Origin of the sequence: Streptomyces sp. rh34 (assembly GCF_002551245.1) — a bacterium.
Lineage (GTDB): Bacteria > Actinomycetota > Actinomycetes > Streptomycetales > Streptomycetaceae > Streptomyces.
This window is the reverse complement of record NZ_NTGZ01000189.1, coordinates 1-14,346: the sequence shown is the minus strand read 5'-3', so window position 1 is coordinate 14,346 and position 14,346 is coordinate 1. Positions and strand designations below refer to the sequence as shown.

Below are 14,346 nucleotides of genomic sequence, written 5' to 3'. Positions count from 1 at the left end.
CCCGCCCCCCCCGCACCACCGACCCCCGAGGACCCACCGCCATGACCACCCGAGCCCCGCAGTTCCCCGGTGCGCCCGTCGTCCGCAGAGAGGCCCGGGACAAGGTCACCGGCACCGCCCGTTACGCGGCCGACCGCGCGCCCGACGGCTGCCTGTACGCCTGGACCGTCCCGGCCACCGTCGCGGCCGGACGCGTCACCGCCGTACGGGCCGTCGACGCCCTCGCCGTACCCGGCGTCCACTGCGTCCTCACCCATGACAACGCGCCCGCACTCCAGGAGCCCGACGACCCGATTCTCGCCGTGCTCCAGGACGACCGGGTCCCGCACCACGGCTGGCCGATCGCCCTCGTGGTCGCGGAGTCCCTGGAGGCCGCCCGGACAGGGGCCGGGGAACTCCGCGTCGAGTACGCACGCGACGAGCACGACGTGACCCTCACCGACGACCACCCCGGCCTCTACACGCCCGAGGAAGCCAACGGCGAGCAACCCGCCGTCCGGGTGCGGGGCGACGTGGAACGCGCCCTGGCCGCCTCGCCCGTCCAGGTCGACGCCACGTATCGGATGGTCGCGCTGCACAACCACCCCATGGAGCCGCACGCCGCCACCGCCGTGTGGGAGGACGGACACCTCACCGTCCACGACTCCAGCCAGGGCTCCACCAAGGTCCGCCAGAGCCTGGCCCAGGCGTTCGGCCTGGACCAGGACCGGATCACCGTGGTCTCCGAGCACGTCGGCGGCGGCTTCGGCTCGAAGGGCACCACCCGCCCGCAGGGGGTCCTGGCCGCGATGGCGGCCCGGCACACCGGCCGTCCGGTCAAACTCGCCTTCCCCCGGGCCCAGCTGGCGGAGGTCGTCGGCCACCGCGCCCCCACGATCCAGCGGGTCCGGCTCGGCGCGGAGCTGGACGGGGTGCTCACCGCCGTCAGCCACGAGGTCGTCACCCAGACCTCCACCGTGAAGGAGTTCGTCGAGCAGGCCGCCGTGCCCGCCCGCGTCATGTACGCCTCGCCGCACAGCCGGACCGCGCACCGGGTGACCGCCCTCGACGTCCCCACCCCGTCCTGGATGCGCGCCCCGGGGGAGGCCTCGGGGATGTACGCCCTGGAGTCCGCCATGGACGAGCTGGCCTCCGCGCTCGGCCTGGACCCCGTGGAGCTGCGGCTGCGCAACGAGCCGGAGACCGAACCCGACAGCGGCCGCCCCTTCAGCAGCCGCGGCCTGGCCGCCTGTCTGCGCGACGGCGCGGCCCGGTTCGGCTGGCACGACCGCGACCCCCGGCCCGCCGCCCACCAGGATGGCCGCTGGCTCATCGGTACGGGCGTGGCCTCGGCGACGTACCCCGTCCTGGTCTCCCGGTCCTCCGCGAGCGCCCACGCCGCGCGGGACGGCGCCCTGCGCGTCGAGGTCAACGCCACCGACATCGGCACCGGGGCCCGCACCGTCCTGGCCCAGATCGCCGCCGACGCGCTCGGCGTCGCCCCGGAGGCCGTACGCGTCGACATCGGCTCCACCGCTCTGCCCGCCGCCCCGCTGGCCGGCGGCTCCTCCGGCACCGCCTCCTGGGGCTGGGCCGTGCACAAGGCGGCGGCCGGCCTCGCCGCCCGCCTCGCGGAGCACCAGGGCCCCCTGCCCGCCGACGGGATCACCACCACCGCCGACACCGAACAGGAGACCGGGGAGGAGTCCCCGTACGCCCGGCACGCCTTCGGCGCGCACTTCGCCGAGACGGCCGTCGACGCCGTCACGGGCGAGGTGCGCGTACGCCGGCTGCTCGGCGTGTACGCCGCCGGGCGGATCCTCAACGCGCGCACCGCGCGCTCCCAGTTCACCGGCGCCATGGTGATGGGCATCGGCATGGCCCTCACCGAGGGCTGCGGCATCGACCCGGACTTCGGCGACTTCACCGCCAAGGACCTCGCCTCCTACCATGTGCCCGTCTGCGCCGACACGGCCGACATCCAGGCGCACTGGATCGAGGAGGACGACCGCCACCTCAACCCGATGGGCAGCAAGGGCATCGGCGAGATCGGGATCGTCGGCACCGCCGCCGCCATCGGGAACGCGGTCCGTCACGCCACCGGCGCCCGGCTGCGCGAACTGCCCCTCACCCCGGACACCTTGCTGCCCTACCTGCTCTGACCGTGCCGCGGCCGGACACCTCCCCCCACCGGCCCGGACGGCCCACCTGTTGCGCGTCCGGCCCACTCGGCGCACCCTGATGAGTGACCCAGAAGTGATCAGTGCTCACGCTTCGTGTTCGGGGGTCGTTCGTACGACGGGGTGAAGTACGACGGGGTGAAACACGTGGGCCTCGTGGTGAGGAGCCTCGACGATGACCGTTCCACTCGACCGGCACTACTCGGTCGAACTGCAGGTGTCGGCAGAGCGCGTTTCCCAGGTGCGGCGGATCGTGGCCGCACACCTTCGTCACTGGAGTCTCGACCTGCACGTCCGCCCGGTGTGCCGGGCCCTGGACGAGCTCCTGACCAACGTCCACCGGCATGTCGGCGACGGCCACGCCTGCGTCGTCGAACTCCGCTGGACCGGGCGGCACGTGACCGTGTCCGTCGCGGACGACAGTGCCCGGATGCCCCGGCTGCTGCCGGCCGGCGGCGGGCTGAGCCGGGTCATGGCCCTGAGCGACAGCTGGGGCACCTGCCGGACCACCGACGGCAAAGTGGTCTGGTTCACCCGCTACGCCGAGGCGCCGCGGACCGCGGGCCTGCTCCCGTACGCCCCGCTGCCCGGCGTCCGCACCGCCCGCACCCTCCCCCGGGCGGCGCTCGTGTAACCGCCCCGAAAGGCGGCCCGCTCACCCGGCCGACGCGGAGCGTGCCGCCCCCGGCACGCATGATCCGCGTCGGCCGGGTACGTGCGGGGGAGGGGAGGGCCGCGTTGCGCGGACCGGTGCGGCGCGGCACGGTCGGAGTACCGATGCAAGGAGGCCACTGCCATGCCCATCGCGACGGTCAATCCCGCGAACGGCGAACTGATCAGGTCTTTCGACGCCCACGGCGAGGAGGAGACCGAACGCAGGATCGCCGCCGCCGCGGAGACCTTCCGCCAGTACCGCACCACACCCTTCGAGCAGCGGGCCGCCTGGCTGAACCGGGCCGCCGACCTCCTCGACGAGGACCGCGACACCATCGCCCGCACGATGACCGTCGAGATGGGCAAGCCCGTCACGGCGGCCCGCGCGGAGGCGGCCAAGTGCGCGAAGGCGATGCGCTGGTACGCCGCCCACGCAGAGGGCCTGCTCGCCGACGAACACCCGGATCCCGGCGACGTGAAGGACTCCGGCGCCTCCCGTGCGCGGGTCCGCTACCGTCCGCTCGGCGTGGTCCTCGCCGTGATGCCCTGGAACTTCCCGCTCTGGCAGGTGGTGCGCTTCGCCGCCCCCGCGCTGATGGCGGGCAACGTCGGACTGCTCAAGCACGCCTCGAACGTCCCGCAGACCGCCCTCTACCTGGAGGACCTCTTCCACCGCGCGGGCTTCCCCGCCGGCTGCTTCCGTACGCTCCTGATCGGCTCGGGCGCCGTCGAGGCGGTCCTGCGCGACCCGCGCGTCGCCGCCGCCACCCTCACCGGCAGCGAACCGGCCGGGCGCGCCGTCGCCGCCACCGCCGGGGACGAGGTGAAGAAGACCGTGCTGGAACTCGGAGGCAGCGACCCGTACCTCGTCCTGCCATCGGCGGACGTGGAGAAGGCCGCCGCCACCGCCGTCACCGCCCGCGTCCAGAACAACGGCCAGTCCTGCATCGCCGCCAAGCGCTTCATCGTGCACGCCGACGTGTACGACGCGTTCGCCGAGCGGTTCACGGCGGGCATGCGCGCCCTGACCGTCGGCGACCCACTGGAGGAGGGCACCGACATCGGACCGCTCTCCACCGAACAGGGCCGCACCGACCTGGAGGAACTCGTCGACGACGCCGTCGAACGGGGAGCCGGGGTCCTGTGCGGCGGACGCCGTCCCGACAAGCTCGGCGGCGGCCTGGAGAACGGCTGGTTCTACGAGCCCACCGTGCTCGCCTCCATCACCACCGCCATGCGGATCCACCGCGAGGAGACCTTCGGCCCGGTCGCCACCCTCTACCGGGTCGCCGACCTCGACGAGGCGATCCATCTGGCCAACGACACCCCCTTCGGCCTCAGCTCCAACGTCTGGACCCGCGACCCCGGCGAGCAGGAACGCTGCGCCCGCGACCTGGAGGCCGGCGGGGTCTTCTTCAACGGGATGACCGCCTCGCACCCGGCCCTGCCCTTCGGCGGGATCAAGCGCTCCGGCTACGGCCGTGAGCTCGCCGGACACGGCATCCGCGAGTTCTGCAACGCCACCACGCTCTGGTACGGACCCGAGGCGTCCTGACATCCCCGCCCGTGTGCGTCACCCGACGAGGAGACCTGCTACGTGAGCGACCCCCGTACGCCCTCCGCGCCCTCCGCCCTCTCCGACGACGAACTCGCCGCGCTCGACGCGCACTGGCGCGCGGCCAACTACCTCGCCGTCGGCCAGATCTACCTGATGGCCAACCCCCTGCTGGCCCGGCCGCTCGTCCCCGGGGACATCAAGCCGCGGCTGCTCGGCCACTGGGGCACCTCTCCGGGGCTCAACCTCGTCCACACCCACCTCAACCGGGTGATCAAGTCCCGGAACCTGAGCGCCCTGTGCGTGTGGGGGCCCGGCCACGGGGGACCGGCCGTCCTCGCCAACTCCTGGCTCGAAGGCAGTTACTCCGAGACCTACCCGGACGTCGGCCGGGACGCCGAGGGCATGGGGCTGCTCTTCAAGCAGTTCTCGTTCCCCGGCGGGGTCCCCAGCCACGTCGCCCCCGAGACGCCCGGCTCCCTCCACGAGGGCGGCGAACTCGGCTACGCCCTCGCCCACGCCTACGGAGCCGCCTTCGACCACCCGGACCTGACGGTGGCCTGCGTGATCGGCGACGGCGAGGCCGAGACGGGGCCGCTCGCCGCCTCCTGGCACGCCAACAAATTCCTCGACCCGGTCCACGACGGGGCCGTGCTGCCCATCCTCCACCTCAACGGCTACAAGATCGCCAACCCGACGGTCCTCGCCCGCATCCCCGAGGACGAGCTGGGCCGGCTGCTGCGCGGCTACGGGCACGACCCCCTGTACGTCACCGGCGACGACCCGGCCGCCGTCCACCGGGCGCTGGCCGCCGCCCTGGACACCGCCCTGGACCGCATCGGCGCCCACCAGCGGGCCGCCCGCGAGGGCGGCGCGACCGAGCGCCCCCGCTGGCCCATGATCGTGCTGCGCACCCCCAAGGGCTGGACAGGCCCCCGAGAGGTCGACGGACTGCCCGTCGAGAACACCTGGCGCTCCCACCAGGTCCCGCTCTCCGGCGTCCGCGACGACCCCGGGCACCTGCGGCAGCTGGAAGCCTGGCTGCGCTCCTACCGGCCCGCCGAACTCTTCGACGCCGACGGCCGCCCCACCGAACAGGTCCTCGCCTGCGTGCCCGAGGGAACAGCCCGGCTCGGCTCCACCCCGTACGCCAACGGCGGGCTGCTCCTGCGCGACCTCCCGCTGCCCGATCTGGCGGACCACGCCGTACGGGTCGACAAGCCCGGCACCGGCCTCCACGAACCGACCAAGGTGCTCGGCGGCCTCCTGGAGAGCGTCATGGCCGCCACCGACGGCCGCAGGGACTTCCGCGTCGTCGGCCCCGACGAGACCGCCTCCAACCGGCTGGACGCCCTCTACCGGGCCACCGGCAAGGCCTGGCAGGCCGGCACCCTGCCCACCGACGAACACCTCGCCCACGACGGCCGGGTGGCAGAGGTGCTCTCCGAGCACCTCTGCCAGGGCTGGCTGGAGGGCTATCTCCTCACCGGGCGGCACGGGCTCTTCTCCAGTTACGAGGCGTTCGCCCACATCGTCGACTCCATGGTCAACCAGCACATCAAATGGCTGCGCACCTCACGCCGGCTGCCCTGGCGGCGGCCCATCGCCTCGCTCAACTACCTCCTCACCTCGCACGTCTGGCGCCAGGACCACAACGGCTTCTCGCACCAGGACCCCGGCTTCGTCGACCACATCCTCAACAAGAGCCCCGAGGTCGTGCGCGTCTATCTCCCGCCGGACGCCAACACCCTGCTCTCCGTCGCCGACCACGCGCTGCGCAGCCGGGACCACGTCAACGTGATCGTCGCCGGGAAGCAGCCGACCTTCGACTGGCTCACCCTGGAGGAGGCCCGCGCCCACTGCGCGCGCGGCGCCGGCGCTTGGGAGTGGGCCGGGACCGAGGACGGCGGCCGGGAACCGGACGTGGTCCTCGCCTGCGCCGGGGACGTGCCCACCCAGGAGACGCTGGCCGCCGCCGACCTGATCCGCCGCCACCTGCCGGAGCTGGCCGTGCGCGTGGTCAACGTCGTCGACATCGCCCGCATGATGCCGAACGCGGAGCACCCGCACGGCATGCCGGACGCCGAGTACGACGCCCTCTTCACCCGCGACCGGCCGGTCATCTTCGCCTACCACGGCTATCCGTGGCTGATCCACCGGCTCGCCTACCGCCGCAACGGACACGCCCACCTCCATGTGCGCGGCTACAAGGAGGAAGGCACCACGACCACGCCGTTCGACATGGTCGTCCGCAACGACCTCGACCGCTACCGGCTGGTCATGGACGTCATCGACCGGGTACCCGGCCTCGGCGTCCGCGCCGTCGCCGTACGCCAGGGGATGGCGGACGTCCGCACCCGCCACCACGCCTGGATCCGCGAGCACGGCACGGACCTGCCGGAGGTCGTGGACTGGAAGTGGGGCGACTGACAGGGGCTTTCACCGGCCGCCGCCCCTCCGGACCGGCCGATGAGCGATCATGGGCGCCGACCCGAAACCCACCGGAGAGGCCGCCATGAAGCCGCGCTGTGCCGTGATCGAGGACTACCAGTCCGTCGCCACCACCGTCGTCGACTGGTCACCCGTGGCCGCCGACGTCGAGATCGTGACGTTCACCGAGCACCTCGCCACCGAGAACGAAGCGGCCGCCGCCCTCGCCGACTTCGATATCGTGGTCACCCTGCGCGAACGGGTGCCCTTCCCGGCGGAGCTGCTGGCCCGGCTGCCCCGGCTGCGGCTGCTCGTCGCCTCCGGCATGCGCAACTCCGTCATCGACTTCGAGGCCGCGAAGCGGCACGGCGTGGTCGTCTGCGGCACCGCCAGCTCCTCCACCCCGCCCGTCGAGCTGACCTGGGCGCTGCTCCTGGGCCTGGCGCGCGGGATCGTCCCCGAGGCACAGGCCCTGCGCACGGGCGGGCCCTGGCAGTCCACCCTCGGGGCCGATCTGCACGGGCGGCGGCTCGGTCTGCTGGGGCTCGGGAAGATCGGCGGCCGGGTGGCGCGGGTGGGCCGGGCCTTCGGCATGGACGTCCTGGCCTGGAGCCAGAACCTCACGGCGGAACGTGCCGACGAGGTCGGCGCCACGCTCGCCGCCTCCAAGGAAGAACTGCTGGCCTCCAGCGACTTCGTCTCCGTCCACCTGGCACTCGGCGAGCGGACCCGGGGGCTGATCGGAGCGGCCGAACTCGCCCTGATGCGCCCGACCGCGTACCTGATCAACACCTCCAGGGCGGCCGTCGTCGACACGGACGCCCTGCTCGCCGCCCTGGACACCGGCGTCATCGCCGGGGCCGCGACCGATGTGTTCGACACCGAGCCGCTCCCGGCCGGCCACCGGGCCCGCACGGCCCCGCGTCTGCTGGCCACCCCGCACCTGGGCTATGTGTCGCGCGCCAACTACGAGATGTACTACGGCCAGGCCGTGGAGAACATCAGGGCCTTCCTCGACGGGCAGCCGGTCCGCCGCCTGGGCTGACGGCGGCGGGCCCCGTCAGCGGCTTCGGTCAGTAGCGCAGCGCCGCCGCGATCCGGCCGTGGTCCGCGAGCGAACCGTCCTCGACGAAGACCACATCCGCGCCGCTGTCCAGCGCCGCTTCGGCCAGTTCGTCGACGATGTCCTCGCGGACCGTGCCGTCCGCGCTCCGCGCGCTCCCCTCGGGCACCGGCTCCAGGTGCTCGTCGGTCACCTGAACGGCCGCCTGGAAGTGCTCCTCCACCGCGACCAGACCCGCCCGGCCCTCACGGACGGCGGCCCAGACCTCGTCGAGCCCACCGGCGAAGGAGTGGCCGCTGCGGGCGTTGTCGAGCCGGGTCGCGACCTCCGAGGCCGCCCGGCGAGCACCCTCGTCGAGGGCGGGCCGCAGTTCTCTCAGGACCTCGGCGGGCGACAGGTCGGCCGGCGCGCCCTTGGTGACCCGGCCGACGGCGGCCCCGGAGCTCTCGCCGACCCCGTCCAGCAGGGCGAGGGCCGGGGCGAGGCCCATCAGATACAGCGGGCGCGGGTCGTCGGCGAGCACCGTGCGCAGCTTCTCGTCGACGTCGCGGAAGAAGTTCCGCGTCTCCTCGTCGGTGAAGGTGCTAGGGGTGTCCCCGATCCGCTCCTCGCGCTGCGGGTTCGGCGGTTCCTCGGGCGCGGTCAGCGGGAAGCCGCCCACCCTCTCCGGACGGATGCCGTCGCCCGTGCCGATCCACAGCGTGGCGTGGTCGGCGGCGATCGTCAACGCCCGGAAGGGCCGGGTCTGGGCCTTGGCGGCGACGAGGTTGCGCGTGAGGTAGGTGTCGCTGAGCACCACCCGTTCGGGTGCGGTGCGCGGAAGCTGCCAGATCCAGTACTCGTCGGTGGTGGCGAGGAGCACCAGGGAGTCCATCGCCCCGCGCGGGTCCACCTCGCCCGCCGCCCGCTCCAGCTGGTGCATGAGGGCGGCCCGGACCTCGCGGCTGACCTGCGGATCGGCGTCGAGACGGTGTCCGGCGTCGGCCACCAGGTTCCGCAGGCGGACCGGGTCCTGGGCGTTGTCCGGGGCCTTGCGGTGGGTCGGCATGGTCAGGGACAGGGCCGGATAGGGCCGGGTCGCCCGCAGCTCCCGCAACAGGTCGGCGGTCAGGGCGTCCGTATCCATCGTTCCCTCCCAGGGCTCGAACCCGCTCCCGTATGAAGCGGATGCTTCGACGAGTCAATTCATACCTTTTGATCCTAATATGAGCGAGTTGTTGCCCTCGGACTGCGGGAGGTCGCGCGATGTCCACGCTCACGGTGTGGAAGTTCCGGACAGCTGAAGGCGCGGAGGGTGTCGAGGAGGCGCTGAAATCCCTTCAGAAGGAAGGGCTGATCAGGATTCTCGACGCGGCGGTGGTCAGCTGGCCCGCCGACCGGGCCAAGCCGCGCACGAAGCAGCTGCTGAACCTCGTCGGCGCCGGGGCCCTCAGCGGGACCTTCTGGGGCATGCTCTTCGGACTGATCTTCCTCATGCCGCTCCTGGGCGCGGCCATCGGGGCGGCCGCCGGGGCGCTCGGCGGGAAGCTCGCGGACGTCGGCATCGATGACGACTTCATCGCCGAGGTCAAGGAGAAGGTGACGCCCGGCACCTCGGCGCTGTTCCTGCTGACGATGAACGAGGTGCCCGAGCGGATCGGCGCACAACTGCCCGGCGACGGCGCCGAGCTCCTCCACAGCAACCTCGACACCGAGCGCGAGGCGAAGCTCCGCGACATCTTCGGCGACGAGACGGCGTGACCCGCGCACAGCCCGTCACCTCTCACGTCCCCTCACCAGATTGGACGGACCGTCCGTGCGAGCGAACCTCCCCGACACCAGCGGCGAAGGCACCGGGTCATGAGCGCCGCCGACGCGGTGACCGACTCCCTCCAGAACCTGCGCGACCGGTTCGTCGACGTACGGGAGGGGAAGCCGGCCGACTACATTCCCCAACTGGCCCTCGCCGATCCGGACGCCTTCGGCCTCGCGCTGGTGAGCATGGACGGACACCGCTATGTCGCGGGTGAGGCCGAGGTCCCCTTCACTCTCCAGTCGGTCTCCAAACCGTTCGTCTACGCCCTCGCGCTCTCCCTGCTCGGCCTCGACGAGGTGAGCCGCTGGGTCGGCGCCGAGCCGAGCGGTGAGGCGTTCAACGCCATCAGTCTCGAACCCGGTACGGGCAGGCCCGCCAACGCCATGGTCAACGCCGGCGCGATCGTCACCACCGCCCTGATCCCCGACACCCCGGACGAACCCGCCTTCGACCGGATCCTGCACTGCCTCGGCTGTTTCGCCGGGCGCGAACTGGACGTCGACGAAGAGGTGTTCAGCTCGGAGTCGGTGACCGGGGACCGCAACCGGGCGCTGGCGTACCTGATCCGTTCCACCGGCACCATGCCCGTCGACCCGGTCCTGGCGGTCGACCGCTACTTCCGCCAGTGCGCGATCCGCGTCACCGCCGTCGACCTCGCCACGATGGCCGCGACCCTCGCCTACGGCGGCGTGAACCCGGTGACCCGCGAGAGGGTCGTCTCCGCCGAGGTCGCCGCCCGGGTCCTCGCCGTCATGGCGACCTGCGGCATGTACGACGGCTCCGGCGAATGGCTGCTGCGCGTCGGCCTCCCCGCCAAGAGCGGGGTGTCCGGCGGCCTCATCGCGGTGGGTCCCGCCCGCTTCGGAGTGGCGACGTACAGCCCGCCGCTGGACGCCACCGGCGGATCGGTACGCGGCCACGCCGCTCTGGAGGCGATGTCGGATCGCTACGGGCTCCACCTCATGCTCAACCCCGCGCTCCCCGGCTCCACCGTCACCCTCGTCACCACCGCGGACGACCTGCCGTCGGCGCCCTCGACCGGGCGCGAACGGGTCCTCCACGAACAGGTCGGCGTCGTCGTCGCCCAGGGGTCCATCGACTTCACGGCCGCGGAGCGTGTGCTGTACGCCCTGGACGAGTCCGGGCCGGACGGGGGTTCGGTGGTGCTCGACCTGCACGACGTCACGTCCGTCGACTCCGTGGCCCTGGCGATGCTGCACACCGGACTCGCCCGGCTCGCCGCCGACGGGCGGCGCGCGGCGGTTGTGGATCCGAACGATCTGCTGGGCCCGCCCGACCTCGTGCGGGAACGGACCGGCCAGGACCTGCCGCGCTACGCCACCCGTGAAGGCGCCGTCGAAGGCTGCGCGCAGGCCCTGGCCGGGGAGGGCTGAGCCGGTACCGTCGGGTGGGCCGGGACTACCAGATGGCGCCGACCCACTCCGGGTGGTCTATGAACGGGTTCCGGTTGTGCTGGAACCGGTCGAATATGACGTCGTTGCGGCGCTTCTCGAAGGTGTCCGGCGGGTCTTCCTGGCTCCACTGCTTCAGGACGGACAGCCTGCCCATCTTCGGCGTGGACCCGTTGTTCACCTGGTCGTTGGGTTCGAGGTCGGCGAAGGAGTCGTGGCCCTCGTAGCGCACCGCCATGTAGAGGATCATGCGGGCGACGTCGCCCTTGACCTCGTCGCGCGGCTCGAAGGAGTCGCCGTCGGTGAAGTTGCCGGGCGCGTTGCCCAGTTCGCTCCCGCCGTTGTCGAAGTCCTTGTTCCCGCGAGTGGAGTTGACCTGGACGTCGGTGGGCCGCAGATGGTGGACGTCGGTGCCCGGACCCGTCGCCGTGCCGAAGTCGCCGTGCGACTTGGCCCAGACGTGCTCCCGGTTCCAGTCACCCGAGTTGCCGCCGTTGTCGTTCTTGGACTGGGAGCGCCCGGTGTACAGCAGGACGACGTTGGAGGAGTTGGCGGGATCCTCGTCGGTGGCCTTGAGGGCGTCCCACACCTGGCTGTAGGAGAGCTTGGTCTGGTCGCTGATGATCGTGTTCAGGGCGGATTTGAGCTCGGCGCCGGTCTTGCCGAGCGCGTCCTGGTAGTAGGTGTCGTCGAGGGCCGCCGAAGTGGCGGTGTAACGGCCGGGCGAGCCGTCCGACGGGGCCGCGGCGGCGGTGCCGGCGAGCACGGTGACGGCTGCGACCGCAGCGAGCAGTGGACGCGCGTAGAACGAGTGACGACGGGACATGTGGGGGTGTCCTCTCCGGAACGCGGGCGTCGCGGCGAGGCCCCTGGGGGATGCTCGCGCGGCGGCCGTGCGGTAGGTGGTCAGGCGGGAGCCTCCCACACGCACCGTGCCCCACGTGTGAACACGGCGTATCTATCATGTGCAGGTCAAGAATGGGTCCTGTCGGGGCGAGGGGAGGGGCAGCCCGGGGGCGGCAGCTCGGGGCGGCGGGTTCGCCTTACCGCCACTCAGGTACGAGCGGCAGGTCAGACCGGGTGGCAGCGGGCACAGCGGGATACGGTCGCCTGGCACGCGTCCCGCGCGGGGTTGTGGTGGGAAGGCATCGGCTTCCGACCCACCGCGGGGGCTCGTACCTGTCCGACCGGGAGGAAAGCCGTGCCTGCCGACTTCGATGTCGTCATCGTGGGGGCCGGCGCGGCCGGGCTGAGTCTGGCCCACCACCTCTGCGCGCCGGACAGCCCCGTACCGCTGTCGGTGGCCCTCGTCGACGCCCCGCCGGGACCTCTGAGGCCGCCCCCGCGGACCTGGTGCTTCTGGGAGCCGCCGGGCGGTCCCTACGATCCGATCCTGGCCGCCTCCTGGCCCCGGCTGCGGGTCCGGGCGGTGGACGGGGCCCGCACGGTGGCCAGGCTCTCGGCGCTGCGTTACAAGATGTTGCGCTCGGACGCCTTCGAAGCACTGGTCGAGCAGCGGTTGTCCCGTGCGCCGGCCCTGTGCCGGATGGAGGCGACGGTGAGCGAGGTGCGCGGTGTTCCGTCCGGCGGCGGCGAGGTCCTCGCGCGGGGCGCCCTGGGTGAACGGATCCTCGTACGGGGCCGTCTCGTCTTCGACTCCCGTCCGCCCCGCCGCCTGCCGCCCGCACGCACCACACTGCTCCAGCATTTCACCGGCTGGTTCGTCCGCACCGAGCGTCCCGTGTTCGATCCGGCGACCGCGGACCTGATGGACTTCCGCACGCCGCAGCCCGCTCGCGGGCTCTCCTTCGGCTATGTCCTGCCACTGGACCCGCACACCGCGCTGGTCGAGTACACCGAGTTCTCGCCCGCCCCGTTGGACGCCGACGGCTACCGGCGTGCCCTGCGCCACTACACCCACGAGGTGTTGAGGCTCGGGCCGTTCCACGTCACGGCACAGGAGCACGGGGTCATCCCCATGACGGACGGTCGCTTTCCGCGCAAGCGGGCGCGTTCGGTATATCGCATCGGCACCGCCGGAGGCGCGACCCGTGCCTCGACCGGTTACACCTTCGCCGCCGTGCAGCGACAGAGCCGGTCCATCGCCGCGCGGCTGCGCGGCGGACGACCGCTGCGCGTGCCTCCGCCGTACGGGCGGCGGGCGCGTGCGATGGACGCGGTGATGCTGCGGGCTCTGGACAGCGGCCGGGTGGACGGCGCGGACTTCTTCGGCCGTCTCTTCCGCGGTGTGCCCGGCGATCGGCTGCTGAACTTCATGGACGGCGGTTCGCGGCTGCACGAGGACCTGCTCATCGGCTCGCGGACCCCGGTGCTCCCCATGCTGCGGACCCTCCTCGAACTCCCTTTCCGACCACGGCGTGAACTCCCCGAGGCTCCGCCCCCTTCCCCACCGGCCGACCACGAAGAGAGCACTTCATGACCTTGTTGCGCGGTGACGCACTGTCCGCGGCCTTCGACCACGGCTCGGCCGCCTACGACCGCCTCGTCGCGGCCAACCCCGGCTACCACGCCCACCTGCGCCGCTCCGCACGCCGCCTGGGCCTGCCGGAGGGCGGACGCGGGCTGCGCGTGCTCGACCTGGGATGCGGCACGGGTGCTTCCACGGCCGCGCTTCTCGCCGCCGCCCCGCACGCCCGGATCACCGGAGTCGACGCGTCGGCGGGCATGCTGGACCGCGCGGCGGCCAAGAGCTGGCCGCGGGGCGTCGACTTCGTGCACCGCCCGGTCGAGGAGCTGGCCGGACGGCTGGAGAACGGTCCCTTCGACGCGGTGTTCGCCGGGTACCTCTTCCGCAACCTGACCGACCCCGACAAGACTCTCGACGTGGTGCGCGGTCTGCTCGCACCGGGCGGCCGTCTCGCCGTCCACGAGTACACGCTCGGCGGATCCCGCGTTCACCGTTGCGTGTGGAACGCGGTCTGCGCCGCGATCGTCCAGCCCGCCGGCCGCCTCGCCGGGGACACCGAGCTGTACCGCCATCTGAGGCGCAGTGTCATCGCGTTCGACACGGCCCCCGCCTTCGCCGGTCGCCTGCGGCGGGCCGGATTCACCGACGTACGGGTCCTCCCGCTGCCCGGCTGGCAGACCGGGATCACCCACACGTTCACCGGCCGCGTGGGGGAGCCGACGTGATGTTCTCGCGGGACAGCGGAACGGGCCACCGGCGTGGCCGTGACCGGCGGGCGGCCGTGATCCCCGCCCCTGCCGGCCGCGCCCGGTTCACGGGCCGGGCCCCCGCCTGTCTCTTATACACATCT

General features: G+C 72.5%; 11 protein-coding genes. 9 read left to right on the top strand and 2 right to left on the bottom strand.

Annotation, left to right across the window (positions count from 1 at the left end; genetic code table 11):
- The first annotated feature begins 41 nt into the window (after positions 1–41).
- The 5 genes from CR470_RS27445 to CR470_RS27425 all read left to right on the top strand — a co-directional run bounded on the left by CR470_RS27445 (position 42) and on the right by CR470_RS27425 (position 7,843).
- Positions 42–2,141 carry a xanthine dehydrogenase family protein molybdopterin-binding subunit gene (locus CR470_RS27445; RefSeq protein ID WP_097870201.1) on the top strand — a complete coding sequence of 700 codons (2,100 nt, stop codon included), beginning with the start codon at positions 42–44 and terminating at the stop codon, positions 2,139–2,141.
- Between the two features lie 193 nt (positions 2,142–2,334).
- On the top strand, positions 2,335–2,793 hold the full coding sequence (locus CR470_RS27440; RefSeq protein ID WP_097870200.1) for an ATP-binding protein: 459 nt from the start codon (positions 2,335–2,337) through the stop codon (positions 2,791–2,793).
- A 162-nt stretch (positions 2,794–2,955) separates the two neighbouring features.
- The gene (locus CR470_RS27435) at positions 2,956–4,368 is read left to right on the top strand and encodes an NADP-dependent succinic semialdehyde dehydrogenase (RefSeq protein WP_097870199.1); all 1,413 of its coding nucleotides are present in this window, start codon (positions 2,956–2,958) and stop codon (positions 4,366–4,368) included.
- A 42-nt stretch (positions 4,369–4,410) separates the two neighbouring features.
- Complete coding sequence (locus CR470_RS27430; protein WP_097870198.1) at positions 4,411–6,798, top strand: phosphoketolase family protein; 2,388 nt, start codon at positions 4,411–4,413, stop codon at positions 6,796–6,798.
- Between the two features lie 85 nt (positions 6,799–6,883).
- Positions 6,884–7,843: a D-2-hydroxyacid dehydrogenase family protein gene (locus CR470_RS27425; RefSeq protein WP_097870202.1), complete on the top strand. Its 960-nt coding sequence runs from the start codon at positions 6,884–6,886 to the stop codon at positions 7,841–7,843.
- Positions 7,844–7,871: 28 nt separating this feature from the next.
- Here the strand turns inward: CR470_RS27425 and CR470_RS27420 are convergent, their stop codons facing one another.
- Positions 7,872–8,987, bottom strand: a complete 1,116-nt coding sequence (locus CR470_RS27420; protein WP_097870197.1) for a baeRF3 domain-containing protein — start codon at positions 8,985–8,987, stop codon at positions 7,872–7,874.
- A gap of 119 nt (positions 8,988–9,106) precedes the next feature.
- Between CR470_RS27420 and CR470_RS27415 the strand changes: the two genes are divergently transcribed.
- Positions 9,107–9,601, top strand: coding sequence for a DUF1269 domain-containing protein (locus CR470_RS27415; RefSeq protein WP_097870196.1), 495 nt, complete (start codon positions 9,107–9,109; stop codon positions 9,599–9,601).
- Positions 9,602–9,700: 99 nt separating this feature from the next.
- Positions 9,701–11,050, top strand: a complete 1,350-nt coding sequence (glsA, locus tag CR470_RS27410; RefSeq protein ID WP_097870195.1) for a glutaminase A — start codon at positions 9,701–9,703, stop codon at positions 11,048–11,050.
- A gap of 25 nt (positions 11,051–11,075) precedes the next feature.
- On the opposite strand, the gene CR470_RS27405 is transcribed toward glsA, so the two are convergent.
- Positions 11,076–11,894, bottom strand: a complete 819-nt coding sequence (locus CR470_RS27405) for an endonuclease I family protein (RefSeq protein ID WP_097870194.1) — start codon at positions 11,892–11,894, stop codon at positions 11,076–11,078.
- Between the two features lie 375 nt (positions 11,895–12,269).
- Here CR470_RS27405 and CR470_RS27400 point away from each other — a divergent pair, with 375 nt between their 5' ends.
- The gene (locus CR470_RS27400) at positions 12,270–13,508 is read left to right on the top strand and encodes a lycopene cyclase family protein (protein ID WP_097870193.1); all 1,239 of its coding nucleotides are present in this window, start codon (positions 12,270–12,272) and stop codon (positions 13,506–13,508) included.
- Complete coding sequence (locus tag CR470_RS27395) at positions 13,505–14,221, top strand: class I SAM-dependent methyltransferase (protein WP_097870192.1); 717 nt, start codon at positions 13,505–13,507, stop codon at positions 14,219–14,221. Before CR470_RS27400 ends, CR470_RS27395 begins: the two co-directional genes overlap by 4 nt.
- Positions 14,222–14,346: the final 125 nt, after the last annotated feature.